The sequence below is a fragment of the Janthinobacterium sp. SUN120 genome (genome assembly GCF_030397735.1).
GTDB classification, from domain to species: domain Bacteria; phylum Pseudomonadota; class Gammaproteobacteria; order Burkholderiales; family Burkholderiaceae_D; genus Janthinobacterium; species Janthinobacterium kumbetense.
The window spans coordinates 1,457,383-1,483,172 of sequence record NZ_JAPUBW010000002.1 but is presented as its reverse complement, the minus strand read 5'-3'; the positions used below and the strand labels follow the sequence as shown (position 1 = coordinate 1,483,172).

The window sequence follows — 25,790 nt, the reverse complement described above, 5'->3', positions numbered from 1 at the left end:
ATCCGTCCCGGAGCGCCGCGTGCGTCTTGCTTACTTGCTGTTGTTACTTGTCTTCGCCGCCGCGCCCATATCCTCCCTTGCCATGGACGGCGGCACCTTGAAGGTGGGTTCGAAGCGCTTCACGGAATCGTATATTCTCGGCGAAATCGTCAAACAGAGCGCCGCGCCGCACGTCAGGGCGGAACACCGCCAGGGCCTGGGCAACACGGCCATCGTGCTGGCTGCGCTGCAGGCGGGCAGCATCGACGTGTATGCCGAATACATGGGCACCATCGCCGGCGAAATCCTCAAGCACGACAAGGCCATTGATCTGGCGCAGATGCGGCGCGAGCTGGCGGCGCTGGGCCTGGGCGTGGCCGTGCCGCTGGGCTTTAACAATACGTATGCGTTGGCCATGCGCGGCGATGAAACGCGCATCGCCAGCCTGGCGCAGCTGGCGCAGCATCCCGCCCTGAAGTTCGGCCTGTCGCATGAATTCATCGGCCGGGTCGATGGCTGGCCGGGCCTGGCCGCGCGCTATGGCTTGCCGCAGCGCCCGCGCGGGCTCGATCACGGTATCGCTTACGAGGCGCTGGCGCAGCGCCAGGTGGATGTGATCGACATTTATTCGACGGACGCGAAGATACGCCAGTACGGCTTGCGCGTGCTGGCCGACACGCAGCAGTATTTTCCCCGCTACGACGCCATGCTCCTGTACCGGCTCGACGTGCCGCAGCGTTTTCCCGCCGCCTGGCTCGCGCTGCAAGGCTTGCAGGGGCGCATCAGCGAGAGCGACATGATCGCCATGAATGCGGCCGTGGAAATCGATGGCAAGACTTTTTCCGGCGTGGCGCACCAGTGGCTGGCTTCCGGCACGTCAGCGAAAAAAACGGCCGCCGCGCGCAGCAAGCTGCTCGATAAACTCATCGGCGACGATCTGTGGACCCTGACGCGCCAGCACCTGACCCTGGTGCTGCTGTCGGTGGCGCTGGCGTGCCTGATCGGCATTCCGCTGGGCGTGCTGGCGGCGTTGTCGGCGCCGCTGCGGCAAACGGTGCTGGCCTTTGTCGGCGTGCTGCAGACGGTGCCGTCGCTGGCCTTGCTGGCGATATTGATCCCGCTGCTGGGCATGATAGGCACCGTGCCGGCGCTGGTCGCGCTATTCGTGTACGCCTTGCTGCCCATCGTGCGCAACACGTGCACGGGCATCTTGCAGGTGCCGCAAGGCTTGCGCATGGCGGCGCTGGCGCTGGGCTTGAGCAAGCGCGACCGTCTGCTGCACGTGGACTTGCCGCTGGCCTTGCCGGTGATGCTGGCGGGCATCAAAACGGCGGCCGTGATGAGCGTGGGCACGGCCACCATCGCCGCCTTCATCGGCGCGGGCGGTTATGGCGAACGCATCACCATCGGCCTGGCGCTGAATGACAACGACATGCTGCTGGCCGGCGCGATCCCCGCAGCCGTGCTGGCCCTGCTGACGCAAGGCTTGTTCGAGCTGGTGGAGCGCTGGGCCGTTGCCGGCCGGCAGCACTGACGGCATCACGGTTACAGCGAGTGCAGTTTGGAGCGCACCGAGACGACGGCCTGGTGCAGGATGCGTTCAGCCTGGAAGTCGTTCTCGCGCTGTTCGGCGATGGCTTGCAAGTCGCGCGTATAGCGCTCCAGGCGGGAGCGCAGGTAGGCGCGGTAGATTTTCATGACGAGCGGTTTGGCAGAGACATTCATGATGTGGCTCCCAGGTGCGTAACGATGCGTTCATTTTGTGTGAGCGGAATGCCGCCACTTTGCGCCATATCAAATGCCATGACCCCGTCAAATTGGCGCGTTTGAGATTGCGCAAGGCTCCCCAGACCGAAGATGCCACACTGAATCTTCCCTGCTCGCCCGGTCATCATCAGGCGCCGCGGGTCCTGATTCCCTCAAGCATACTCAAGGAGCGTCGCATGGTCATTTTCGCCGTGGTTGCTGGCTGCATCGCCTGCCTGACAGTGTACCAAATCTATACAAATACGCAGGGCGGCAGTGGGGTTGCGCAACAACATATCGGTTTGCACGGCACATTGATTGAACCACGGAAATAATCAGTGTCATCCGAGCGACACTCGGTGACACTTGGTTAGCGGATTTAAGTCAAATGTAAGGCCCGGTAAGCAAATGTAAAGGTCTGCGCGGTGGCAAGCGGCAGCGTTTATATTGATAACCGTTGATTGCATTCTCCCCCTCCCACTTGACAATGGGTTCACCCCGCGGTGCCGCTAGCCCGCGGGGATTTTTTTTGGAACTTGCGTTTGCAGTTCCCGCTCCAGTCAGGCCGGCTTTGGCGTACCCGCCGACAATTGCGTCAAGGCATCGCCAGCGACCCGGCAGATGCGCCAGTCCGGCATCACGTCCGCGCCCATGCCCTTGTAGAAATTGATCGCGTTTTCATTCCAGTCCAGCACCGACCATTCGAAACGGCCGCAATCGCGTGCGACGGCCAGTTGCGCCAGCGCCACGAGCATTTGCTTGCCATAACCCTTGCCGCGCACCGATTGCTTCACATACAGGTCTTCCAGATACAAGCCCTTGCGGCACAGGAAGGTGGAAAAATTATGGAAGAACAGGGCGAACGTCACCACCTCGCCATCTTCCTCGCCCACCAGCGCTTCGCACGCGGGATGGGCGCCGAACAGGCTGTCGTGCAGCATGGATTCCCGGGCGATCATCATGTGTTCGAGTTTTTCAAACACGGCCAGTTCATGGATCATGCCAAAGATGGCGGCCACGTCGGATGCGGTCGCGGGACGGATGGCGAGGGAGGAAGAGGTGCTCATGTTGCCTTTGTGGATGGAGTGGTGGAAATAGAGGAAACGGCAGCCGTCTTGCGCGCGCCCGAGGTCAGGGCCCAGGCCACGCTGGACAGGCACAGTACCATGCCCACCCATTCGATGGCGGCGGGCCGGTAGTGTTCGAACTGCACCGACAACAGCACGGAAATGACGGGCGTGACGACGCCGATATACACGGTCTTTTGCGTGCCGATGCGGGCGATTAACGTGAAATACGCGCTGAAGGCGATCACCGAGCCGAAGATGGCCAGGTACACCAATCCCATCCAGTAACTGGGGCGCGTGGGCAATTGCCAGGACTGGCCCGTGGCGATGGCCCAGGCGGCCACCATCAAGGTGCCCCACAGCATGGTCCAGGCCATGGTCAGCATCACGTTGCCGGAATGCTCGCGCACTTTCATGACGAGGGCGTTGCCCACCGTGCTGGACACGGTGGCCACCAGGGCCAGCATGAAGCCGAGCAGGAAATGGCCATTGCCGCCGCCCAGGATATCGTGCAGTGCCGCACCGATGGACTGGTAAAACAGCAGCACGATGCCGCAGATGGCGACGAATGCCGCGCAGCAGGTGCTCCAGGTGATGGGCGTGCCGAAGGCGATGCGGTTGAGCAATGGCGTCCAGAACACCATCAGCGCAAACAGCACGCTGACGAGGGCCGAGACGAGATATTGCTCGGAACTATACGTGCACACATAGCTGAGGGCAAACGAGGCCAGGCCCTGCAGCAGCATCCATTTCTGCGCGCGCCAGGGCAGGCGCAAGCGGTCGCCGCGCAAGGCGCACCAGGCAAACAGGGTGGCGGACGCGAGGCCGAAGCGGTAGACCACGGAAACGGCGGGGGCGACATCGCCCAGCTGCAAGGTGATGGCCCAGAAGGTGGAGCCCCAGATCAGGCAGGCAATGATGAACAGGAGAGGAGAGGACATCGCGCAAGTATACGGGCATCGCGCGGGGATGGCGAGTCTTGGCCGGGCTTGCTCAAAGAGTGGTCAGGAGACAACGAGACATTGAGCCAGCGCAGTGCTTCTGGAAAATGTTGAATTTATGAAAATATTTACTTTATTATCAAGTAAACATTTTCTGAATTGCATCTTTGAAGGGGACCGCCATGCCAGCCTCACTGCAGATCAAAGTATGGAGCGTGCTTGTATATGTCGTGGTGGCAACCTTGGTTGCCATCTGGCTGCATGAGGGCATGTCGCCCTCGGCCTTGCTGATGGCTGCCGGCGCATTCGGCTAAAGCGCATGCGCCGGCAAGCAGATCAGTGGGTGACGCGGGTCTTGCGGCCATCGGACAGCAGGCGCACGCGTTCGCCCGGACGGAACAGTTCGTCCGCGTCTTGCACGATGGCGCGCATGTCGCCATTGTCCAGGCGTACGGTGATTTCCAGGCCGGGTTTGTTGGAAGCGTTCGCTTCGATGCTTTTGCCCGCCATGCCGCCGGCGACGGCGCCCAGGATGCTGGCAGCGATGGCGCCCTTGCCGCCACCGACTGTCGAGCCGGCCACGCCGCCCAGCGCCGCGCCAGCCAGTACGCCCGTGCCCGTTTCACCCTTGTCGATGGTGACCTGGCGCACAGATTCAACCGTGCCCATGCGAACCGATTGTTCATTCTGCGCCTGGCGCGCGTTGTACACATTCGCCGAGTTCGGTTGTACGGCGCAGCCGGCCAGGGTGGCCAGCAATGCCACTGCAATAATTGGTGCTTTCATGTGGGACTCCCTTGGACAAAAGTTAGTTGCCGATTACATTGACCGACAGATGATGACTTATCATAAGGACACTTGCCTCATATAACTAGTTGCGAATAGTAAAAATCTGTTACGGCCCCGCGCGACCGCTTGCTGCTCAATACGCCAACCGCAGGCGCCGGTACAAAAATCCCAGCACGAACAGCGGTCCCACCAGCAAGAAGCGCAAGTCGTCCAGGAACGACGGTTTCTTGCCTTCGATCTGGTGGCCGATGAACTGGCCTATCCAGGCCAGCACGAACAGCGCCAGCGACACGGGCAGGACGGTCAGCGCCGGCATCAGCAGCAGCAGGCCCAGCATGGCGGCCAGCATGGCCAGCATGCCTGCCGCAAACGGGCGCGACAGCTTGTAGTAATAGTATAAAGCGAGAATACTGCCGAGCAGCGCCACGCTGGGATGCACGCTCCACAGCAGCCCCAGCAGGCTGAAGACGATCAGCGGCACGCATACGATGTGCACCCATTCATTGACGTGGTTGCGGTGGCTTTCGCCATACTGGGCCAGCAGGGTGTCGATGGTGCGCATGGGCGGTCTCTTGTGTCGGGATGGTTGTCCGGGAATTCTACACCGTCGCGTGGCCGGGTAAAATGGCCCTTCATTTCCCCTTCCGGACCGCTCATTTGAATAGCCCAGCCTTCTTGCCGGACCCTGCCGCCGACCCGCGCAAGCGCTGTTTCGATCCCGTCGTCGACGCCGATACGCGCTTGTTGATACTGGGCAGCTTGCCCGGCGAAAAATCGCTGGCGCACAGTCAGTATTATGCGCATCCGCAAAACAAGTTCTGGCGGCTGCTGGGAGAGGTGCTGGGCGTGGACTTGACGAGCCAGCCCTATGAAGCGCGCTTGAGCACCTTGCTGGCGCACGGCGTGGGCCTGTGGGACGTGGTGGCGCAGGCGCAGCGCACGGGCAGCCTGGACAGCAATATCCGCGCCCGCGACGATAACGACCTGGCGGCCCTGGCCGCCAGCCTGCCGCAATTGCACACGATCGCCTTCAACGGCGGCACGGCCGCCAAGCTGGGCATCAAGGTGCTGGGCGAGCACGCGCAGCGCTACCGCATCGTCAGCTTGCCGTCGAGCAGCCCTGCTTACACACTCGCGTATGGCGCCAAGTTGCTGCAATGGAAAACATTGCAGCCGTTGTAATGCGGGGAGTCAGTTGATCAGTTTGCCGGCTTTATGCCGGCGCGTACGGCTGCGCTTCCACCGGCTGTCCCTTGGCGTCGAATTTCAGCGCGACTGACAAGCGGGTGACGCCGATGGTGGCCAGCGCGTCGCAGATGTCGTCGACTTCGTCCTGCAGGTCGGCGGCCAGGTCCAGCGGCTTGTCGGCGCTGTGCAGCAGCTGGCCGTCTGCCGTGCTGACGTTGACGCGCAACAGCATTTCGCCGTGCTCATCGGCCGGGCCGACGACCACCGAGACGTCGCCCGCATCCACGTTGTTTTCCGCCAACGCATGGTTGATGCCAGACATCATCTGCAGCATCGCATACTCGCTCATGCCTTGTTCCTTGCCACCGTGGAACAGATCCTGGTAGAGGAAGCTTACTTCCAGGGTGTTGCCGGCCGGCGCCAGGCAGCGTTTCACCAGATCGCCCACTTCCGTCGTCCACTGCTGGTAGCGGGCCATGCGCGCGTCGAACCAGGCGTCGAGCGCCGCTTCATCCTTCGGTTCCGCATAGAACGGGTCGTCCACGCGCTTGAGGGCAAAGCCCAGCAGGAAGCGCAGTTCGACGGCCGTGTCCTGCGAACCGAAGGCCGTCTCGCTCCAGCCGACGATGCTGCTTTCCAGGCCCGGCGTGGCGACGATTTTCTTGTCCGTCATCGACGAGTACGCATCGCGCACCATCTCGTGCAGGTGGCTGTAGGTGATGCGGTCGATTTCATCGAGGTCGTAGGCGTGGCTCATCAGGACTACCTTGGCCTTGGCGCTTTCCAGCTCTGCCTGCTGGAAACTTTTCACCAGCGCTTCGAACGCGTCCTGGTCCTGGAAGCTGTCCGCTTCCTTCAGGCCGCCCGTGCTTTGCACCAGCAGGGGCACGACGAAGGCGTTGATTTCCATGGCAGGGGCATTTTCGCGGCGGATCACGGAAATGGACGCCGCTTCCTCGATATGGCTGCGCAGGTACTGGTAGGCGCCCACGTCCTCGTATTTCGCCCGCTCGATGGCGTCGTACAGGATTTCATCCTTCTTTTGATTCAAGGCCTTGCGGATCAGGCGGCCGAACTCGACGGCTTGCTCGGCCAGTACCGTGCCCTGCGATTCGCTGTCTTCCTGCTCCGCCAGGTTGAGGGCCATCGTGCACAGCATGCGCGTGACGGATTCATCCTTGTCTTCAGGCGTGTTGGCGGATTTACGGGGGACAGGGCGCTTATTTTTGGGCATGGCGATCAACAGGTTAAGAAAGACGGGTCGGGCAAACGGAAACAGGCGCCAGGGCTTGTGCCAGGCGCCGGGACGGATCATACAGGCGGACGCGGCCGCCTGATACCTCAATGGTCGGTATCGAACATCTCGTGCAATTCGTCGAGCAGGTCGGCGGCTTCTTCCTGCGACAGGCCAAGATGCTGGCAAGCAAGTTCGCCGCCCTTGTCCCACTCCAGCGAGGTACTGTTGCCATGGTAGCGCTGAATGCCCTTTTCGGCCAGCAGCGACAGGGCGACGAGCGAGCGGATGGCGTCGTCCGTGGACGGGTCGGCCAGCACCGTGTAGTCGTGGTGGTGCAAAATCGCCCACGAGACGTCGGAAGACAGGCCCCAGTTGCGCGCGAGCAAGCAGCCGATGGCCGCGTGGTTGGTCTGGTGGCGCGCGTCTTCCAGTGCTGTAAAACAATTGTGCGCATCGTTGGCGGCCGCCGCGTACGTGTTGACGTAGTCGGGAAAGCGGTTCATCAGCAGGGGCACGCCGATGTCGCAGAACAGGCCGAAGGTGTGGGCGATGTCGGGCGGGGCGATGCGCAACTTGCGTGAGGTAAATACCAGGGCGCGCGCGCGCTTGGCCGACACATCCCAGAAATTGGTCAGTTCCACGCCTTCCGCTTCCAGCGCCTGGCGTGCCAGCAAGCCCGTCATCATGGCGCTGCACTGGTTGATGCCGAGAAAATTGATGCCTTGCTCGACGGACTTGGCCTTGCGCGCGGCGCCATAGAACGGCGAATTGGCCAATTTCAGCAGGGCGCCCGACATGCCGACATCGTCGGCGATGATGCGCGCGATGCGGCGCGGCGACGGGTCCTGTTCCGCCAGTTCGCGCTGCAAGTCGACCAGCAGGCTGGGACGCGGCGGGATACGGATGGAACGCATCAAGGCGTCAACCGGATCTTCCTGCTCTATCTGCTTTTGCGCTGCCGTTCTCATCATCACGCTTTCATCATCATTTTTGTGCCCGGTGCTTATTCTGTCGCGCGCTGCCGCTGCCCGCTTCATGAGCGTCTGGCGCAGTGCCCGACGATTATCGCTGTTTATGCATAGCAATAGTTCATATCTGCAATATATTCTGGAAAAAATCCCCGTTTTGGCCCGGTCCAGCCGTGATTTTCATCATTTTACGACCTTGCCCATCCCGGTATCCATGATGAAAAAACCAAGTTTTATTTGTTTTCAAGGCGGGGCCAGGCGTGCGGCCGGATGCGCGGCAGTACAATTGCCTGATGAAAAAAATCCTTGCGGGTATCGATTTCGCGGACGATTCCAGCAGCGTGGCGCGCCAGCTGATCGGCGTGACCGTGCTGGTCGACGGCGTGGGCGGGCGCATCGTGGAAACGGAAGCGTATGACCGGCTGGACCCCGCTTCGCACACGTATGGGGGCATGACGCCGCGCAATGCGGCCATGTTCGGCCCGCCCGGGCACGCCTATGTCTACCGTTCGTACGGCATCCACTGGTGCCTGAACTTTGTGTGCCGCGAAGCGGGGCATGGTGCGGGCGTGCTGATCCGCGCGATCGAACCCGTGGAGGGGCTCGATGCGATGCGCGAACGGCGTGGCGTCGAGGGGGAGCGGCTGCTGTGCTCGGGACCGGGCAAGGTGTGCCAGGCGCTGGGCGTGAGCCATCTGCACAACCGGCTGGCACTGGACGCGCCGCCGTTCCTGTTGCTGGCCCGCGAAGGCGATGTCACGGTGCAAACGGGGCCGCGCATCGGCATTTCCAAAGCGATGGACACGCCGTGGCGCTTCGTGCTGGCCGGCTCGCCCTATCTGAGTAAACCGCTGCGCGCGCCCGCCGTCTAGCTGCGCCGGCGCCGCGATGCATCGTTGGCGCTATGCCGGCCGGGCATGCCGCGCAGCGGGCTGTGCAATGCGCGCCGGTCCTTGCCTTCTCCGTTGGCGGGGCTGGCCGGATGCTGGAATGCTTCGTCTTCGGTGTGGCCAGCCGGTGAGGCGGGGCGCTCATCCAGGGTGAACACGGCCACGGCCGCCGACAATTTGACGGCCTGGTCCTGCAAACTGGCCGCCGCCGCTGCCGCCTGCTCCACCAGGGCTGCATTTTGCTGGGTGACGTCATCCATTTGCGTGACGGCCTGGTTCACTTCCGTGATGCCCGACGCCTGTTCCGCGCTGGCCTGTTTCACGCGCTGGATGATCTCATTGACTTGCTGCACCGAGGCCACGATGGCGCCCATGCTGTCGCCCGCTTGCTGCACGGCCACGCTGCCGCCGTCGATGGTGGTGACGGACGTGGCGATCAGGGTCTTGATTTCCTTGGCGGCCTGCGCCGAGCGCTGCGCCAGGGTGCGCACTTCCGACGCCACCACGGCAAAGCCGCGGCCCTGTTCTCCCGCGCGCGCCGCTTCCACCGCCGCATTCAGCGCGAGGATATTGGTCTGGAAGGAAATGCCGTCGATCACGCCGATAATATCCACGATCTGGCGCGAATTGGCGCGTATTGTCGCCATCGTCGTCACGGCTTGCTGCATCGACACGCCCCCTTGCACGGCCAGGGTGGATGCCTGCCCCGCCAGCTCGCAGGCCAGCTGGGCGTTGTCGGCGTTGTCATTGACGGCTTGCGTCAGCGCTTCCATGGCGCTCGACGTTTCTTCCAGTGAACTGGCTTGCATTTCCGTGCGCGCCGACAAATCCAGGTTGCCGGTGGCAATTTCGTGCGAGGCCGTGTCGATCGATTGCACGGCGTCCATGATGGTGCGCAAGGTCTGATTCAGGTGGGCGATGGTCTGGTCCAGCACGCGCGAGGTGGCGGCGATTTCGTCATTGCCCTGCTTGGGCGCGCCGGCCATCAGCTTGCCCGCCGCCAAGTCTTGCACGGCGTCGGCAATGCCGCGGATTTCCACCAGCATGGCGCGCCGCACCAGCATGGTCACCACGATGGAGACGAGGATGGAGAGCAGGACGGTCAGCAGCAAGCTCCAGCACAGGGTGCGAAACTCGGCGCTGGCCGTCGCATGGGCCTGGCTGCTGAGCGTCGTTTCCAGCGCGGACAGTTGCGCCAGCTGCGTATTGAACTGGCCGAACTGCGTTTCCGCCTTGAGCATGGAATTGGTGGCGATCGACTGGTCCATCTGCGCCATTTCCATGGTTTCCAGCACGGCCTTGCGATAGCCGGCCAGTGCCGTGATGGCCGCATCGACCAGGGTGAGTTCGGCGCCCGTGGCCGTGGCGCGCAGCGAGGCCAGCTGGGTGCCGATGGCCGCGTGGCGCGCCTTGATCTGTTGCTCCAGTGTGTCGAGACGGGCCTTGGCGAAGCTGCCATTCGTCCACGACAGCAACTGGTACATATTGCCGTGCACATGCTTGGCCTCCCCTAGTACGTCGGCGGCTGCCTTCAGGTGCGTGATGCGCACCCGCACCATGTTTTCCAGCGAGGCATTTTGCCGCACCATGCCATACCAGGCGCCGGTCGAGCTGAGTATCAGCAACAGCAGGACCAGGGTGGGCGCCAGCAATAATTTTGGCCCTATGCGTAATTGATTGAGCATGCTCGACTCCTGGCGATGGCCGTTCAAACCGCAGGCGGCGCGCGGTGTGCGTGCGCGCCGCCCTTGCCCTATTTTTTGTAGATCCCCGCTTCCAGCACCACATCGTTGACGCGCAGGATGTAGGTGGTCTTCGGTTCGATCTTGCCGGTGGTGGGATTCTTGTATTGGTAATCGACCCAGCCCTTGCCTTGTTTTTGCGCCAGCTCAATGATTTCACGGCGATATTTCTTGCCATTCGCATCGGGCACATCCGTCAAATCCTTGCCCACGATGGAAGGATTGATGGGGTGGGCCAGCACGATGCCCGTCTTGATGTCGCGCATGTCCACATACAGCGAGCCCTGCACGAAGTCCGGGTCTTTCGCCGTGATTTTCTTCATCATTTCTTCCTTGCCATGCGCCTTCATGAAGGCGGCGCCCCGTTCGGCCATGGCGATGGCGTCTTTTTCCGTTGGTTCGACCGCGGCGCTGACGTTGCCACCGGCAAATGCCAGGCACAGCAGGCTACCCGTGAATAAGCGTTTCATGAAAGCTCCTTGTGATATCGAGGGATATGTTGCCAAGTCGTAATTTACGTCGCCGACGCTGCCCGCAAATTGCGATGGCACAAACTAAGGTGTTGCTTGTCGGTAGCTTGCAACGTATCGACGGCTTGTTGATATGTAACAATTTGGTTCCGGGCGGCAAGAACTATGATGACTTTCACAGCATGCCAAGCGGGCAAGGCATGGCAGAGGAAGAGGCTGGAATTGGCCGGGATAGGGCTGGTTTCAAGGAAGTTATCGCTGTTTACTGGCAAGGAGCCGATCGTGTCCGCACCCATTACCGAGCCGTTTTCACCCAAGTTCAAGCCGTATACGCGGCACACCATACAACAGGCGCGGCAGTGGGAATGGCTGCCGGAAGAGCAGCGCGAAGCCGTGCAAGTGGTGTCGCACGTCTTGCCGTTTCGCACCAATGCCTATGTGCTCGACCAGTTGATCGACTGGAACAACATCCCTGACGACCCCATATATCGCCTCGTCTTTCCCCACCGCGACATGCTGGCGCCCGAGCAGTACGCGCACCTGCGCGAGCTGGTGCTGGTGCAACAGGACAAGGCCGCTATCGATGCCTATGTGCATGGCTTGCGCCTGGGCATGAATCCCCATCCGGCCGGCCAGATGACGCACAACGTGCCCCGGGTCAACGATGCGCCCGTGCGCGGCTTGCAGCATAAATATGCGCAAACGGTGCTGTTTTTCCCCAGCGCAGGACAGACGTGCCACGCGTATTGCACCTTCTGTTTCCGCTGGCCCCAGTTTGTCGGCATGGACGACATGAAGTTCGATGCGCACGAGTCGCATGAGCTCGTCGCTTACCTGAAACTGCATCCGGAAGTGACGGACGTGCTGATCACGGGCGGCGACCCGATGATCATGAATACGCGGCAACTGGCTGCCTACCTGGAACCGTTGCTGGCGCCGGGCCTGGAACATATCCAGAACATCCGCATCGGCACCAAGGCGGTGGCGTATTGGCCGCAGCGCTTTGTCTCGGACCGCGATGCGGACGACTTGATGCGCCTGTTCGAGCGCATCGTCAAGGCGGGCAAGAACCTGGCCGTGATGGGCCATTACAGCCATGCAGTCGAGTTACGCCAGGACATCGCCCAGCAAGCGGTGAAGCGCATCATTTCCACGGGCGCCACCTTGCGCATGCAGGGGCCGCTGATCCGCCACATCAACGAAGACCCCGCTAGCTGGGCCGAGCTGTGGCAGACGGGCACGCGCCTGGGGGCGATTCCGTACTACATGTTTGTCGAACGGGACACGGGCCCGCGCAGCTATTTCGAGTTGCCCCTGGCGAAGGCGCACGAGATTTTCCAGGCCGCCTACCAGATGGTGTCCGGCTTGTCGCGCACGGTGCGCGGGCCTTCCATGAGTGCGTTTCCCGGCAAGATCGTCATCGATGGCATCGTCACCATCCATGGCGAAAAACTGTTTGCCCTGCAATTTTTGCAAGCGCGCAACCCGGACTGGGTGCGCCGGCCGTTTTATGCCAAGTTCGATGCGGAAGCGACGTGGATGGACGATTTGAAGCCGGCCTTTGGCCAGGACAAGTTTTTCTTTGAAACGGATGACCCTGTGCCGCAGGTGCCGCACAAAATCATCCGCCTGGCACAGGCCGCCTGAGCATGCACGGCCACGGCGCGCCTGCCCGCTCCGGCGCGGCCGTGTTTTGCCTGGTGTTCCTGCCGTTCGCACTCGGGCACTACCTGTCGTGCCTGTTGCGCGGCGTGAATGCCGTGCTGACGGCCGAATTACTGGGCGCCATCGCCCTGACGCCAGCCCAGCTGGGCCTGCTGACCAGCGCCTTTTTTCTCGCTTTTGCGCTGGTGCAATTGCCGGTCGGCATGGCGCTGGACCGCTACGGCCCCCGCACGGTGCAACTGTGGCTGCTGGCGCTGGCGGCCCTGGGCGTGTGGCTGTTCAGCCGGGGCCACAGCTTTGCCGAACTGATGTGGGCGCGCGCCTTGATGGGGGCGGGCCTGGGCGGCTGTTTCATGGCCGCCGTGAAAGCGGTCTCGTGCGCCATCGCGCCAGCTCGCCTGCCTTCCGTGCATGGCTATCTGATCGCCGTGGGCGGCCTGGGGGCGGCCACGGCCACCATGCCCGTCAAGCTGGCCCTGCACTACACGGATTGGCGCGGCGTGTTCCTGGGCCTGGCGCTGGCGGCGCTGGCCATCGGCTTGCTGATCCGCCTGCTGTCGCCGGCCCAGCCTGCGCCCGCCGCGGCGAGGAACAAGGTCAGCGTCTGGAGCGTGTATGGCGACAGGGCCTTTCGCCGCACCATCGCGCTGATCCTGCTGCCGCACACGGTGTTCTTTGGCGTGCAGGGCTTGTGGGTGGGGCGCTGGCTGGCCGACGTGGGCGGCTTGTCCGACGATAGCGTGGCGTATCTGTTGTACCTGGGCATGGCGGCCGTCATCTTCGGCGCCATCGGCATGGGCATGCTGACGGAGTGGGCGGGGCGGCGCGGTATTACACCCATGCAAGTGGCGGGCGTGGGCATCGTCCTGTTTGTCGCCGTGCAAGTGGCGATGGCGTGCAATGTGGTGCCCAGCCTGCCTTTGCTGTCCGTGCTGTTTACCTTGCTGGGCACGGTGACGGGCCTCGAGTATGCAATCGTTGCGCAAAGCATGCCGGCCAGCTTGACGGGCAGGGCGGCCACCTGTTTGAACTTGCTCATTTTCACGGGTGCCTTCCTGGTGCAGGCGGGCTTTGGTTTGATCCTCGGCTGCTGGCCCCTGAACAGCCAGCAGCAGTATCCGCCGCAGGCGTATCAGGCGGCGTTTGGCGTGCTGGCGGCCTTGCAATTGCCGGGACTTGCGATGTTTTTCATTCACCGCTGCAGGCGTGCCGGGCCATCCGGTAAAATGGCAGCCTGCACAGCGGCAATGATCAACTCCAAGGAAGACTATGAAACTCGTTCGTTATGGACGTCCAGGCAAGGAAAAACCGGGCCTGATCGATGAAGAAGGCAAACTGCGCGACCTGTCCGGCGTGATTGCCGATATTGATGGCGCGCAACTGTCCGACAAGGCCCTGCGCAAGCTGGCCAAGATCGACGAAAAGACCTTGCCTTTGGTGCGCGGCAATCCACGCTTCGGCGTGCCGCTGGCGAAAGTCGGCAAGTTCATCGGCATCGGCCTCAATTACGCGGATCACGCGGCCGAGGCCGGCATGCCGATCCCGGCCGAACCCATCGTCTTCATGAAGGCCATTACTTGCCTGAATGGCCCGGACGACAATGTCGTGCTGCCGAAAGGCTCGAAAAAGACGGATTGGGAAGTGGAGCTGGGCGTGATCATCGGCACGCGCGCGCAATACGTGAGCGAAGAGGATGCCCTGAAATACGTGGCCGGCTATTGTGTCGTCAACGACATTTCCGAGCGCTCGTTCCAACTGGAGCGGGGCGGCCAGTGGGACAAAGGCAAGGGCTGCGACACCTTCGGCCCCGTCGGCCCATGGCTGGTGACGCGCGATGAAGTCATCGACGAGCAGGATCTGGACCTGTACCTGGAAGTCAACGGCAAGCGCATGCAGACCGGCAATACGCAAACCATGATTTTTACTGTCGCGCAGATCGTCAGCTACCTGTCGCAATTCATGACCCTGGAACCGGGCGACGTCATCGCCACGGGCACGCCGCCGGGCGTGGGCCAGGGCCGCAAGCCGCAGCGTTTCCTCAAAAAAGGCGACAGCATGCGCCTGGGTATCGCCGGCCTCGGTGAACAGCAGCAGGATGTGGTTGCCTGGACTGCCTGATGGCCGGTAGCGATATCGACCGTTTGCCGCCGTTGCCGCTGGATCAGCTCGATGTCCAGCAGCGCGCGGCCGCGCAAGCCATCATCGACGGTCCGCGCGGGGCCCTGTACGGGCCCTTCGTGCCGCTGATCCGCAGCCCCGAGCTGATGGAAACGGCGCAGCGCATGGGCGAATACTTGCGCTACCGCAGCGCCATCGGCACGCGGCTGTCGGAATTGGCGATCCTGGTGACGGCGCGCCAATGGGACCAGCAAGTCGAGTGGGCCATCCACGCGCCGCTGGCCGTGCAGAACGGCATCGCGCAAGCGGCCGTGGATGCCATCGCCGCGCGGCGCGTACCGCTTGCCCTGAAGGAAGATGAGCAAGCCGTGCACGACTTTTGCATCGAGTTGCAGCAGAACAAGCGCGTCAGCGATGCCACGTATGCGCGGGCGCTGGCGCTGTTCGGCGAGCACGGCGTGGTTGACTTGATGGGTATCAATGGCTACTACACCTTCCTGGCCATGGTGATGAATGGCGCGCAGACGGCGGTGCCGGCCTTGGGTGTGCCGCCCATGCCCGCCTGATGACAGGTGTTTTTCGGGCAAAGATGGACAAAGTGTAATGAAGTTGAAATTATTCAATATATAATTTTACTTCCCTTCCATTGCCAACAAGCTCAATGAAAACTCGTCCGTGCTTCACCCTGATGGGCCGCGCCTTCCTGGCGCTGGCCCTTTCTTTTTGCCCCTTGATGACGGTGCGCGCGCTTGCCGCCGAGACCGCTGCCACCGCCAGCCCCGGCGCTTCCGCCCTGGAAAACTCCGTCGTCAAGGTGTTTTCCACCCTGCGCGGGCCGGATCCCTATAAACCGTGGAGCAAGGCTGCGCCGCAAGAGGTGACGGGTTCCGGCGTCGTCATCGAAGGCCGCCGCATCCTCACCAATGCGCATGTGGTCGGCTATGCCAGCCAGGTGCAGATCCAGGCGAATGGCGCCGGCGACAAGATACCGGCGACCGTGCTGGCCATCTCGCGCGGCATGGACCTGGCCTTGCTGAAAATCGACGACGACAGTTTTTTTGCCAGCCATAAAGCGGTGCCGCGCGCCAATGTCTTGCCGGACGTGCGCGATGCCGTGCTGGCGTATGGCTATCCGACGGGCGGCACTTCGCTGTCGATCACCAAGGGCATCGTTTCGCGCATCGAATTCGTGCGCTACAACTTCCCCGTGTCCGGCCTGCGCATCCAGATCGATGCGGCCATCAATCCGGGCAATAGCGGCGGCCCCGTGATTGCCGGCGACAAGATGATCGGCCTGGCCTTTGCCGGCATGCTCAATGCGCAAAACATCGGCTACATCATCCCCAACGAGGAAATCGAACTGTTCCTGCGCGACCAGGACAGTGGCGCGCCCAAGGGCAAGCCGGCCATGCGCGACGTGACGCAAACGCTGGAAAATCCCGCACTGCGCACGTATCTGAAGCTGGCCAAGGGTGTCGAAGGCGCCGTCGTGATGACGCCGGCCAGCAAGGATGCCGCCTATCCGCTCAAGGAGTGGGATGTCATCACGCATATCGGCGATTTTCCCATCGACAACCAGGGCATGGTCAAGCTGAATGCCAACAGCCGCGTGCGCTTCCAGTACCGGGTACAGCAGTTGGCGAAAGACGGCCAGTTGCCGTTGACGGTGGTGCGCCAGGGCGCACCCCTGAAAATCAAGGTGCCCGTCTCGGCGGCGCACCCGATGCTCATCAGCGGCTTGCAGGGCAATTACCCATCCTATTTCATCTTCGGCCCGATGGTGTTTTCGCGCGCCAGCACGGAATTCATGGCGGCGCCGAATGGCAACCCGGCGATGTTGGGCGGCATGGCGTTTGCCGGCAATCCGCTGGCCACGCGGCGCGGCGATGCGCCCGACAGCGAACGCGAAGAACTGGTGGTGATCGCCGCGCCGTTCTTCCCGCACAAGCTGATGAATGGCTACCGTACCCGTTTCTTCTCGGTCGTCGATTCCGTCAATGGCGTGCGCGTGCGCAGCCTGGCGCACCTGGTGGCCTTGCTGCGCGACCAGACGGATGAATTGCTGACGTTCCGCTTCCAGCAGCGCGATGCGGAAATGGTCGTCGTGCCCCGCAAGGACATGCTGGCAGCGACGGAATCGGTGCTGACGGATAACGGCATCCGCTCGGAAGCGTCGCCCGACATGTTGAAAATCTGGAATGAAAAAACGCCGGTAAACTGATCGTTCCCGGCGTTCCGCAAGACAACAGGCGCGGCGCAGACCGCGCCTGTTTTACTTTAAGCCAATACTTTCTTCAGCCACGCGCCGATGGCGTCGATTTCTTCCTGGCACAGCGAGTGCTGCATCATGTACTCGTGCCATTCCACCTTGTAACCCATGCCGGTGAGCAAGTCGCGCGACTGTTGCGCGCGGTTGATCTGCACCACGGGGTCGGCCGTGCCGTGCGCCATGAAGATGGGCGTCTGCAGGCTGGCCGGCGTGCGTTCCAGAGCCGTCTTGTCGGCCAGCGGCAGATAGCCGGACAGGCACATCAGGCCGGCCAGCGGTTCCGCGTGGCGCAAGCCCGTTTGCAAGGTCATGGCGCAGCCTTGCGAGAAGCCGGCCAGGATGATGCGGCTGGCGGGAATGCCGCGCGCCTTTTCGCGCGCGATCAGCGCTTCGATCTGCAGCTGCGAGGCGCGCAAGCCGCCCTCGTCTTCGCGGCGCACGAGGTCGCTCACGAGGATGTCGTACCAGGCGCGCATCACATAGCCGTTGTTGATGGTGACGGGCATGGTGCCGGCGCTGGGGAAGATGAAGCGGATGGCGGGGCAGCCGCGCAAATCGAGTTCTTTCACCAGGGGAACGAAGTCGTTGCCGTCGGCGCCCAGGCCATGCATCCAGATGATGGAGACGGTGGGGTTCGGTGCGCTGTCGAGTTCGATGGTTTCCAGCAAAGTGCTCATGTATTTTCCTCTGGTAGTGGTTGCGCCGGACGCAGCGCCGATTTGGGACGGAAGGCCTTGCAGATGGCCGGGTCGGTTTCCATGTAGGGGCCTCCGATGAGGTCGATGCAATAGGGCACGGCGGCAAAGATGCCGTTCACCAATTGATTTCCATCAACATCCTTCAAGCCTTCCAGGGTTTCCTTGATGGCTTTCGGCTGGCCCGGCAAGTTCATGATCAGGGCAGCGCGCTCGGGCGTCTCGCGGATCACGGCCACCTGGCGCGACAAAATGGCCGTCGGCACGAATTGCAGGCTGATCTGGCGCATCTGTTCGCCGAAACCTGGCATTTCCTTGGTCCCGACGGACAAGGTGGCGTCCGGCGTCACGTCGCGCCGCGCCGGACCCGTGCCGCCCGTCGTCAGGATCAGATGGCAGTGACTGAGGTCGACCATGTCGATCAGGGTGTTTTCAATTTGCGAGCGCTCGTCCGGGATCAGGCGTTTTTCCAGGCGGAAAGGCGTGCGGATGGCGGCGGACAGCCAGCTTTCCAGGGCGGGGATGCCCAGGTCTTCATACACGCCGCCGCTGGCGCGGTCCGAGATCGACACGAGGCCGATAATCAATTCATCTTCGAGAGTGGTGGACATCGGTCACCTATAAAAGTCTGGAGTGTCTTAAAAACAATAAAACCGGGATTATCCCGGTTTTTTGTCCATCCTTGCGTTTGGGACGGTCAATTACTCGTCGTCTTCCGCTTCTGCGTCATCTTCGTCGGCATCTTTCTTGCCGCCATTTTGCTTCTTGGCGATCTCTTTCAAGATCTGGAAGATTTCACGGTAGGCCTTCGGCGGCTTGTTCTCGGCTTGCTCCTTGCGGGCATTGCGGATCAGGGTGCGCAGGTGCTGCACGTCCAGTTCCGGATTTTCCGACAGCAAGACGGTCAGGGCCTTGTCGTCCGTCAAGAGTTTGTCGCGGCGGCGTTCCATCGCGTGCATATTGGCCGTGTCGGCTTTCGACAAGCCTTTCCAGCTATCGATGGTGCGTTGGATGGCGGCAACTTCGTCTTCATCCAGGGTGCGCATCTTCTTGCCCACGTATTGCAGCTGGCGGCGGCGGCCTTCGTGATCCTTGATTTGCTGGCATTCGAGAATGGCGTCGCGCACGTCTTCCGGCATCGGGACGCGCTTGACGCGGTCGCGTGCCTCATTGACGAGTTCTTCGCCCAGCTTTTGCAGGACGGTCATCTGGCGCTTGAGTTCCGACTTCGAAGGACGTTCATATTCCTGTTCGAATTCGGTGGATTGGAAGCCGCAAGCTCCCCGGTTTGGATTTGGCATGATAAGGCGGGATTGGCCGCGTAGGCCGCACCTGTAAACTGTAAACGACTGCTATGATAACCTTTTTAGCGGCTTTCCGAAGAAAACAGCGCATGAACGACTCCGTATTTACCCATAGTCAAGAGCAATTGCAGCAACTAGCCCGTGATGTGTTGTCTTTTGCGCGGGAAGCGGGCGGCACCGACGCAGCCGTCGAAGTCAGCGAAGGCGGCGGCTTGTCCGTTTCTGTCCGAAAAGGCAAGATCGAGACGATCGAGCAAAACAAGGACAAGGGCATGGGCGTGACCGTGTTTGTCGGCAAGAAGCGCGGCAATGCCAGCACCTCCGATTTCTCGCCGTCCGCCCTGCGCGCCACGGTGGACGCCGCCTACAACATCGCCCGCTTCACGGCCGAGGACGATTGCGCGGGCCTGGCCGACACGGACATGCTGGAAATGTCCCCCCGCGACTTGCAATTGTTCTATCCCTGGCTCATTTCCACCGAGGAAGCCGTCGCCCTGGCCCAGCGGGCTGAAGCGGCCGCGTTTGCCGTCGACCCGCGCATCACGAATAGCGAGGGGGCCAGTGTGCACGTGCAGCAATCGCACTTTGTTTCCGCCAATTCGCGCGGCTTCATCGGCGGCTACCCGTTCTCGCGCCACACCCTGTCCGTGGCGCCCATCGCCGGCAAAGGGGCGAAGATGCAGCGCGACGACTGGTATTCGTCCGTGCGCGACGCCTCCAAAATGTCGAGCCCGGAAGCCATCGGTCGCTATGCCGCCGAGCGCGCCCTGTCGCGCCTGAACGCGCGCAAACTGGGCACGCGCACTTGTCCCGTGCTGTTCGAGGCACCGCTGGCGGCCGGTTTGCTGGGTACCTATGTGCAAGCGACTTCGGGCGGCGCCCTGTACCGCAAATCCACTTTCCTGAACGATTCCCTGGGCACGCAAGTGCTGCCGTCGCACGTGCAGATCTTCGAAGACCCGCACGTGATCGGCGGCGTCGGTTCGGCGCCGTTCGACGAAGAAGGCGTGAAAACCGTCAGCCGCGACGTCGTCAAGGATGGCGTGGTGCAAGGATATTTCCTGTCGACCTACACGGCCCGCAAGCTGGGCATGCAGACGACGGGCAACGCGGGCGGCTCGCACAATCTGTACCTGACCTCGAACCTGACGGTCGCCAGCGACGATTTTAGTGCCATGGTGAAAAAGCTGGGCACGGGCTTGCTGGTGACGGAACTGATGGGACAAGGAACCAATTACGTGACGGGCGACTATTCGCGCGGCGCATCCGGTTTCTGGGTGGAAAATGGCGTGATCCAGTATCCGGTGGAAGAAATCACCATCGCCGGCAACATGAAGGACATGCTGCGCAACATCGTTGCCGTGGGCGCCGACGAACTGCGCCGCGGCACCAAACAGACGGGGTCCATCCTCATCGAGAGCATGGTGGTGGCGGGCGGCTGAGCGCCTGCATGGCAAGCGCGACAACGCCGGGCGGGCGCGCCACGCTTTACTGCTGGACTTGATAGCCATCCGTCAGGGTGGCCAGGAACTTCACCATATCCTCGATCTCGCCCGCCGTCAGCGCCGGCGCCATACCGCGCTTGCGGTCGAACGGCGCTTCCTTGACGTTCACGTTGGCGCGGTATCTGGCGGGTATGTCATTGAATTTCTGCACTTTTCCCCGCTTGTCGCGCGGATACCATTCTTGCGGATGCGTATCGCGCCGCACATAAAAACGCAGAGCATCCGTCAGGTTGTCGAACACGCCATTATGAAAAAACACTTGGCGCGTGGCCACATTGCGCAGGCTGGGCACCTTGAAGGCGCCGCATAGCTCGCCTTTCGCTGCCAGGTCCGTACGGTCGGGACCGCACAAGCCCAGGTCGAAATAGGCCGGGTCGGCCGTGGCGGGAATGCGCATATTGCGCGGCACGCCCAGATTGTCGAAACTGAAGTCCGTGAACAGGGGCGGCGCGCCATGTTCGCCCCGCACGCTGGGGTGGCAAGCGGCGCAATTGCCCTTGCGTTCATCGTTGAACAGGGCCAGGCCCCGCAATTCGGCCAGCTCCAGCGGAACCTTGTTGGCCAGGTACAGGTCATATTTGGAATCGTAGCGGTGAAAATCCGGCTCTTCCTGCTGGAATTGCTGCAAAGCATACGTGATGCGGCTGAATGCCTGTTGTGGTTGCGCAAAGATGGCGTCGCCAAAGACGCGCCGGAATGCGTCCGCATAGTTGCCGTTGCGCAACCGTTCCACCACCGCATCCGTGCTGGCATTGGCCATTTCGTGCGCTGCCAGGAACGGCCGTTCCGCCTGTTCTGCCAGGCTGGCGGCGCGGCCGTCGCGGTTGATGCCGCCGTTGGGCGCCCCTTCTTCATCAAAGCGGAAGGGCGGCGTGTGTTCCAGGTAGCGCAGCGATGGCGTGGCGCGGTAGCCGTGCGCCTGGCCATCGGCGCCGCCCAGTTGCACGGCCAGCTTGTTGCCGGGCGCGTAGGCGTGGGCCGGGTCATGGCAACTGGCGCACGACTGCCTGCCCGAGGCGGACAGGCTGGCATCGTGGAAGATGCGCCGCCCCAGCTGCGCGGCAGGGCTGAGTTCGGCCGCCATGCCTGGCATGCCGTACAAGCCAAGAAACAAGAATATGCACACGTGTGCAAATCGGGTCGGTGAAAATCGCGCCTCAGCGCGTGGCTGGTCTTTGATGGTCATATGCGGGATGGTTGTCGGCAAGGGGGAGACAGGTAATGCTGCGCCCAGTATAGGCAGCAATGGCTGGCGTGGCAACGATTAGCGATGCTGCGCTGCGCAAGACGGGGAGCGGAAAACAGCCGGCGGCAGAGTAACCGCCGGCCAAGCCCGTCACGTCATGCGTGGCGGGCCAGTTTCATGCGCGGCTCAGGCGCGCAAGGTGGACAGGATAGGCTGCAGCACGGCCGCGCCCAGGGCGGCGCTGCGGGCGCCGCTCCAGCCTGTTTGCGGGTCGGGATCGTTGGCATTGTCCTTGAACGGCAATTCCAGGGTCAGCGACAGGCAGCCGAAGGCGTGGGTGATGTGGGGCGAACCCATGGTCAGTACTTCCGGCGTGAACGGGCCGTCTTCGTAGCCGTGCTCATCCTGGAAGTCGGGGCTGGCCACCTTGAAGTCGGCGATGAAGCGGTCTTGCTCGGCCTTCTGTGCTGGCGTGAAATTTTCCAGCGCATCGCTGCCGGCCACGAAGACGTACGGCAAACCTTCGTCGCCATGCACGTCGAGGAACAGGTCGCAGCCGATTTCATGCATTTTCTGTTTCACCAGGAACACTTCCGGGCTGCGCTCCATCGTCGGCGTCATCCATTCACGGTTCAGGTTGGCGCCGGCCGCGTTGGTGCGCAGGTTGCCATGCACGGAACCGTCCGGGTTCATGTTCGGCACCACGTAGAAGACGGCGTCTTGCAGGCACTGGCGGGCAAATGGATTGGCCTGGTCCAGCAAGGCTTCGAGCATGCCTTCGACAAACCATTCGGCCATCGTTTCACCGGGATGCTGGCGCGCGATGACCCAGACTTTCTTTTCGGCATCGGCGTCGCCGACCACCAGCAGATTCATGTCGCGGCCTTCCACGGTGCTGCCCAGGTCGATCAAGCGCACCAGCGGCGATGCTTGCGCGCTGTCGATCAGGGCCAGGTGGCGGTCCCATGGGTACGGCTCGAAGTAGGCGTAGTACACGCTTTCCTCTTCCGGCGTGTGTTCGATGGTCATCACCGTGCCGTCAAAGCTGGTCGGCACGCGGAACCAGGTTTCGCGGTCGTAGCTGGCCACGGCCTGGTAATCTTTCCAGCCGTCCGGGTAGGCCGACTTGCCTGCGTTCATGAAGCGGATCGTGCACGCCTCGCCTTGCGCGCCTTGCAGGCGGAAGTAAAACCACTGCGTGATGTCGGCGTGGGAATCCTTGCGGATGTTCAGCTCGATGGATTGGGCATCGTCGGCGCGCAGCACCTCGATCGCGCCGGCGTCGAATTGCTGGCTGATTTTAATGGTCATGTGTGTTCCTGATAAAAACGTATGGGTTTTGCATCGTGTGCAATGGCGCGATGATACCTGTTTTGCGGTGGACTTTGTGCTGGCGCAAACGATGACGGACGCGCTTTGCTAACGTGATAGCTCCGACACGGGGAGGCCATCATGGATGACAACGGCAAACACATACGCGAACTGGAAAAGAAAATCAGCGCCCTCAGCGACGCCCTGGCGCACCTGGGCAAGGGCACGACCTTGCAGGAATTGCTGCGCATCATACGTTTCCCCGGCTATACGACGCCGGCCGAATTTACCTTCAACCTCGCCATCCTCGACACCATGCTGGTGCAAACCAATGCGCTGGAAAAGCTGGGGCAGGATTTATTAGCAGGGGCGAAACAGGTGGTAGCAAAACAGTGAGCGCAGGCTCGGACGTATTCCTGAGCGCCTGAAAAAGGACCAGGGCCTGCCGCAGGGCCGCAGGCAGTACGAATGGATGCCCAGGCCCTGCAACGCCGCCATGGACGTGTTGTCAGGTGTTCAGGCCGCCGAAACGTTCGTAGAACCACGGTTCCACATCGGGCGCCTGCGCATCTTCGCGCCGCAAAGTGGTCAGGATATGTTCCTCGGCCGCCGCGTACGTGATGCGGTACAGGTCGCGGGCCAGCGCATACGCCTGCGTGCCGGGCCACGGTTCGGGCAGCAGTTCGACGGGCAGTTGCGGGTCGTGCAATTGCACGCGGCGGTAGGCGTGCGTCAGCAACGAGCGGATGACGAACGCTTGCTCCGCATCGAACACGGGCGCTTCTTGCAGCAAGGTCAGCAGGGGCTGGAAGCTGGCGATGAATTTCTGGTAGCCGGCCATGACTTCCGACAAGTCCCAGCAGTCGCCCACCATGTCGCGCAGGGGGCGCGTGCTGACGCCCGGCAATTCCGTGGTGTGGCAGACATACAGCTTGCCCTGCACTTCATTGCGTACGAGGATATCTTCCAGCGCCTCCGTATTGCTGGCAGGATGGCCAAAGATGCCAGGCGAGATCAAGCCATAGCCAGCCCACAATAATTCCTTGCGCAGCGCACCCCGCTCGGCGGCGCCGATGCTGCCGGCCGGCCCGATCACCAGGGTCCAGCTGCCATCCCAGTGCACGACCAGCGGCGCATAGATGCGGCGATAGGCGCGCTCGAAGCGGGCCAGCGCCTCCGGGCGTATCGTATAGGCGCTGCGGCGGCCGTCGCGCTGCGAGCTGAGCCAGCCTTCCTGCGCCAGGCGGAACACGCTGGTGCGCAATAAACGGTCATTCACGCCAAACGGCGCCAGCAGTTCGATCAGGCTGCCCAGCCAGATGGCGCCGCCGCGCGGCACGATGGCGTCGCCAAAGATGGTCATCACCAGGGACTTCGAGCGCGGTGGGTCGCTTTCCAGGAAATCGGCTATCCATGCCGTGCAGCGAGTGTTCTTCATGTGGTTCCGGTCTGGCCGTGTTGCGGTCGGTTCAATAAAAGCAGCAGTTTACTTGGCTGCGCGGGTAGCGCGGCAATAATTTGCCGGAAGCGCTGGTGGCGCTTCGCAGTGTTTTCTCATAAGCAATATCATACGCACAAAAAAGTTGCACAAGATACGAATTTTTAAAATGATTCATATCAAGTGTATGCAAATCGTTTTTTGTATCGTATTATCTGTTCATCGCACCGCGTTGCTGCGCAAAATCAAAGACATGGGAGACAGATCATGTACGCACAAATGGTTGAAACCGGCCTCAAGAACGTCCGTTCCCTCGACGACATGGGGCAAGAAGAGCGCGCTTTCCAGGCACGCATCGACGAAGGCATCAAGATCGAGGCCAAGGACTGGATGCCGGACGCTTACCGCAAGACCCTGATCCGCCAGATTTCGCAGCACGCACACTCGGAAATCGTCGGCCAATTGCCTGAGGGCAACTGGGTCACGCGCGCGCCCACCCTGAAACGCAAGTCCATCCTGCTGGCGAAGATCCAGGATGAAGCAGGCCACGGCCTGTACCTGTATAGCGCCGCGGAAACCTTGGGCGTGTCGCGCGATGACTTGCTGGCCGCCTTGCATTCGGGCAAAGCCAAGTATTCCAGCATCTTTAACTATCCCACCCTGTCGTGGGCCGACATGGGCGCCATCGGCTGGCTGGTCGACGGCTCCGCCATCATCAACCAGATTCCCCTGTGCCGCTGCTCGTACGGCCCGTATGCGCGCGCCATGATCCGCGTCTGCAAGGAAGAATCGTTCCATGCGCGCCAGGGCTACGACATCATGATGTCGCTGTGCAAGGGTACGCCCGCGCAGAAAGCCATGGCGCAGGATGCCTTGAACCGCTGGTGGTGGCCGTCGCTGATGATGTTCGGCCCGTCCGACGCCGCTTCCGTCAACAGCGCCCAGTCGGCGCAATGGCGCATCAAGCTGTTCTCGAACGACGAATTGCGCCAGCGCATGGTCGACCAGACCGTGCCGCAAATCGAATACCTGGGCCTGACCGTACCCGATCCCGACCTGAAGTTCAATGCGGAAACGGGCCACTATGAATTCGGCGAGATCGACTGGTCCGAGTTCAACAATGTCTTGAAGGGCAATGGCCCGTGCAACCGCGAACGCCTGCAAACGCGCGTGAAAGCGTATGAAGACGGCGAATGGTTCCGCGATGCCTTGGTCGCCTACGCCGACAAGCAAGCCGCTAGCAAAGCGGCAGCCTGAAAACATCTATAAAAGGGGATAGCAA

At 61.9% G+C, this 25,790-nt stretch carries 28 protein-coding genes; 13 read left to right on the top strand and 15 right to left on the bottom strand.

All coding sequences use genetic code 11. From position 1 onward, the window contains the following. Window positions 1-82: 82 nt before the first annotated feature. Entirely contained in the window at window positions 83-1,513 is a 1,431-nt protein-coding gene (locus tag O0879_RS16380) for a glycine betaine ABC transporter substrate-binding protein (RefSeq protein WP_289917897.1), read from the top strand. Window positions 1,514-1,524: 11 nt separating this feature from the next. On the opposite strand, the gene O0879_RS16375 is transcribed toward O0879_RS16380, so the two are convergent. Then, on the bottom strand, window positions 1,525-1,704 hold the full coding sequence (locus O0879_RS16375) for a hypothetical protein (protein ID WP_034746290.1): 180 nt from the start codon (window positions 1,702-1,704) through the stop codon (window positions 1,525-1,527). A gap of 14 nt (window positions 1,705-1,718) precedes the next feature. On the opposite strand from O0879_RS16375, the gene O0879_RS16370 reads away from it, so the two are divergent. Continuing rightward, the gene (locus tag O0879_RS16370) at window positions 1,719-2,060 is read left to right on the top strand and encodes a hypothetical protein (RefSeq protein WP_289917487.1); all 342 of its coding nucleotides are present in this window, start codon (window positions 1,719-1,721) and stop codon (window positions 2,058-2,060) included. Window positions 2,061-2,285: 225 nt separating this feature from the next. On the opposite strand, the gene O0879_RS16365 is transcribed toward O0879_RS16370, so the two are convergent. Then, window positions 2,286-2,792, bottom strand: a complete 507-nt coding sequence (locus tag O0879_RS16365) for a GNAT family N-acetyltransferase (RefSeq protein WP_289917486.1) — start codon at window positions 2,790-2,792, stop codon at window positions 2,286-2,288. Next, entirely contained in the window at window positions 2,789-3,733 is a 945-nt protein-coding gene (locus O0879_RS16360; protein ID WP_289917483.1) for an EamA family transporter, read from the bottom strand. Before O0879_RS16360 ends, O0879_RS16365 begins: the two co-directional genes overlap by 4 nt. A gap of 182 nt (window positions 3,734-3,915) precedes the next feature. Here O0879_RS16360 and O0879_RS16355 point away from each other — a divergent pair, with 182 nt between their 5' ends. After that, a complete protein-coding gene (locus O0879_RS16355) occupies window positions 3,916-4,047 on the top strand; it encodes a hypothetical protein (RefSeq protein WP_257218848.1) in 132 nt (43 codons plus the stop codon). A gap of 22 nt (window positions 4,048-4,069) precedes the next feature. Here the strand turns inward: O0879_RS16355 and O0879_RS16350 are convergent, their stop codons facing one another. Together O0879_RS16350 and O0879_RS16345 are read right to left on the bottom strand one after the other, a co-directional pair. Next, window positions 4,070-4,519, bottom strand: coding sequence for a glycine zipper 2TM domain-containing protein (locus O0879_RS16350; RefSeq protein WP_034780449.1), 450 nt, complete (start codon window positions 4,517-4,519; stop codon window positions 4,070-4,072). A gap of 136 nt (window positions 4,520-4,655) precedes the next feature. After that, a complete protein-coding gene (locus O0879_RS16345; protein WP_099666421.1) occupies window positions 4,656-5,084 on the bottom strand; it encodes an Mpo1-like protein in 429 nt (142 codons plus the stop codon). Between the two features lie 95 nt (window positions 5,085-5,179). On the opposite strand from O0879_RS16345, the gene O0879_RS16340 reads away from it, so the two are divergent. Then, window positions 5,180-5,704: a DNA-deoxyinosine glycosylase gene (locus O0879_RS16340; protein ID WP_289917480.1), complete on the top strand. Its 525-nt coding sequence runs from the start codon at window positions 5,180-5,182 to the stop codon at window positions 5,702-5,704. 31 nt (window positions 5,705-5,735) lie between these two features. Here O0879_RS16340 and O0879_RS16335 read toward each other — a convergent pair whose 3' ends face one another. Both O0879_RS16335 and O0879_RS16330 read right to left on the bottom strand, forming a co-directional pair. Beyond that, complete coding sequence (locus O0879_RS16335; RefSeq protein ID WP_289917478.1) at window positions 5,736-6,944, bottom strand: hypothetical protein; 1,209 nt, start codon at window positions 6,942-6,944, stop codon at window positions 5,736-5,738. Window positions 6,945-7,051: 107 nt separating this feature from the next. Further along, the gene (locus O0879_RS16330) at window positions 7,052-7,918 is read right to left on the bottom strand and encodes an HDOD domain-containing protein (RefSeq protein ID WP_289917476.1); all 867 of its coding nucleotides are present in this window, start codon (window positions 7,916-7,918) and stop codon (window positions 7,052-7,054) included. A 290-nt stretch (window positions 7,919-8,208) separates the two neighbouring features. Here O0879_RS16330 and O0879_RS16325 point away from each other — a divergent pair, with 290 nt between their 5' ends. Next, a complete protein-coding gene (locus O0879_RS16325; RefSeq protein ID WP_289917475.1) occupies window positions 8,209-8,787 on the top strand; it encodes a DNA-3-methyladenine glycosylase in 579 nt (192 codons plus the stop codon). Here the strand turns inward: O0879_RS16325 and O0879_RS16320 are convergent. Then, window positions 8,784-10,490: a methyl-accepting chemotaxis protein gene (locus O0879_RS16320; RefSeq protein ID WP_289917472.1), complete on the bottom strand. Its 1,707-nt coding sequence runs from the start codon at window positions 10,488-10,490 to the stop codon at window positions 8,784-8,786. The genes O0879_RS16325 and O0879_RS16320 overlap by 4 nt on opposite strands. A 68-nt stretch (window positions 10,491-10,558) precedes the next feature. Beyond that, window positions 10,559-11,017, bottom strand: coding sequence for a cache domain-containing protein (locus O0879_RS16315; RefSeq protein ID WP_099666427.1), 459 nt, complete (start codon window positions 11,015-11,017; stop codon window positions 10,559-10,561). A gap of 282 nt (window positions 11,018-11,299) precedes the next feature. On the opposite strand from O0879_RS16315, the gene O0879_RS16310 reads away from it, so the two are divergent. The 5 genes from O0879_RS16310 (at window position 11,300) to O0879_RS16290 (ending at window position 17,021) form a co-directional block, all read left to right on the top strand. After that, window positions 11,300-12,664, top strand: coding sequence for a lysine 2,3-aminomutase (locus O0879_RS16310; protein WP_289917471.1), 1,365 nt, complete (start codon window positions 11,300-11,302; stop codon window positions 12,662-12,664). 2 nt (window positions 12,665-12,666) lie between these two features. Beyond that, the gene (locus O0879_RS16305) at window positions 12,667-14,007 is read left to right on the top strand and encodes an MFS transporter (RefSeq protein ID WP_289917469.1); all 1,341 of its coding nucleotides are present in this window, start codon (window positions 12,667-12,669) and stop codon (window positions 14,005-14,007) included. Continuing rightward, window positions 13,952-14,800 (top strand): fumarylacetoacetate hydrolase family protein, encoded by an 849-nt coding sequence (locus tag O0879_RS16300; RefSeq protein ID WP_289917466.1) that lies wholly within the window; start codon window positions 13,952-13,954, stop codon window positions 14,798-14,800. Before O0879_RS16305 ends, O0879_RS16300 begins: the two co-directional genes overlap by 56 nt. Beyond that, window positions 14,800-15,366 (top strand): carboxymuconolactone decarboxylase family protein, encoded by a 567-nt coding sequence (locus tag O0879_RS16295; protein WP_289917464.1) that lies wholly within the window; start codon window positions 14,800-14,802, stop codon window positions 15,364-15,366. The genes O0879_RS16300 and O0879_RS16295 overlap by 1 nt, the downstream gene beginning before the upstream one ends. 95 nt (window positions 15,367-15,461) lie before the next feature. Further along, entirely contained in the window at window positions 15,462-17,021 is a 1,560-nt protein-coding gene (locus tag O0879_RS16290; protein ID WP_289917461.1) for a S1C family serine protease, read from the top strand. Window positions 17,022-17,077: 56 nt separating this feature from the next. Here O0879_RS16290 and O0879_RS16285 read toward each other — a convergent pair whose 3' ends face one another. The 3 genes from O0879_RS16285 to yjgA form a co-directional block, all read right to left on the bottom strand. Next, window positions 17,078-17,746 (bottom strand): alpha/beta hydrolase, encoded by a 669-nt coding sequence (locus tag O0879_RS16285; protein WP_289917459.1) that lies wholly within the window; start codon window positions 17,744-17,746, stop codon window positions 17,078-17,080. Next, window positions 17,743-18,375, bottom strand: a complete 633-nt coding sequence (gene mog, locus O0879_RS16280; RefSeq protein WP_099666433.1) for a molybdopterin adenylyltransferase — start codon at window positions 18,373-18,375, stop codon at window positions 17,743-17,745. Before mog ends, O0879_RS16285 begins: the two co-directional genes overlap by 4 nt. A gap of 90 nt (window positions 18,376-18,465) precedes the next feature. Beyond that, a complete protein-coding gene (yjgA, locus tag O0879_RS16275) occupies window positions 18,466-19,065 on the bottom strand; it encodes a ribosome biogenesis factor YjgA (RefSeq protein WP_099666434.1) in 600 nt (199 codons plus the stop codon). A 92-nt stretch (window positions 19,066-19,157) separates the two neighbouring features. Here yjgA and pmbA point away from each other — a divergent pair, with 92 nt between their 5' ends. Further along, window positions 19,158-20,510, top strand: coding sequence for a metalloprotease PmbA (gene pmbA / locus O0879_RS16270; protein WP_289917458.1), 1,353 nt, complete (start codon window positions 19,158-19,160; stop codon window positions 20,508-20,510). Window positions 20,511-20,556: 46 nt separating this feature from the next. Here pmbA and O0879_RS16265 read toward each other — a convergent pair whose 3' ends face one another. Further along, window positions 20,557-21,657: a cytochrome c peroxidase gene (locus tag O0879_RS16265; protein WP_289917456.1), complete on the bottom strand. Its 1,101-nt coding sequence runs from the start codon at window positions 21,655-21,657 to the stop codon at window positions 20,557-20,559. Window positions 21,658-21,945: 288 nt separating this feature from the next. Then, window positions 21,946-23,070 carry a M14-type cytosolic carboxypeptidase gene (locus O0879_RS16260; RefSeq protein ID WP_034746346.1) on the bottom strand — a complete coding sequence of 375 codons (1,125 nt, stop codon included), beginning with the start codon at window positions 23,068-23,070 and terminating at the stop codon, window positions 21,946-21,948. A gap of 141 nt (window positions 23,071-23,211) precedes the next feature. Here O0879_RS16260 and O0879_RS16255 point away from each other — a divergent pair, with 141 nt between their 5' ends. Next, entirely contained in the window at window positions 23,212-23,466 is a 255-nt protein-coding gene (locus O0879_RS16255) for a hypothetical protein (RefSeq protein ID WP_289917454.1), read from the top strand. A 112-nt stretch (window positions 23,467-23,578) separates the two neighbouring features. On the opposite strand, the gene paaX is transcribed toward O0879_RS16255, so the two are convergent. After that, window positions 23,579-24,508: a phenylacetic acid degradation operon negative regulatory protein PaaX gene (paaX, locus tag O0879_RS16250; RefSeq protein WP_289917452.1), complete on the bottom strand. Its 930-nt coding sequence runs from the start codon at window positions 24,506-24,508 to the stop codon at window positions 23,579-23,581. A 267-nt stretch (window positions 24,509-24,775) separates the two neighbouring features. Here paaX and paaA point away from each other — a divergent pair, with 267 nt between their 5' ends. Beyond that, complete coding sequence (paaA, locus tag O0879_RS16245) at window positions 24,776-25,765, top strand: 1,2-phenylacetyl-CoA epoxidase subunit PaaA (RefSeq protein ID WP_077408594.1); 990 nt, start codon at window positions 24,776-24,778, stop codon at window positions 25,763-25,765. Window positions 25,766-25,790 lie beyond the last annotated feature (25 nt).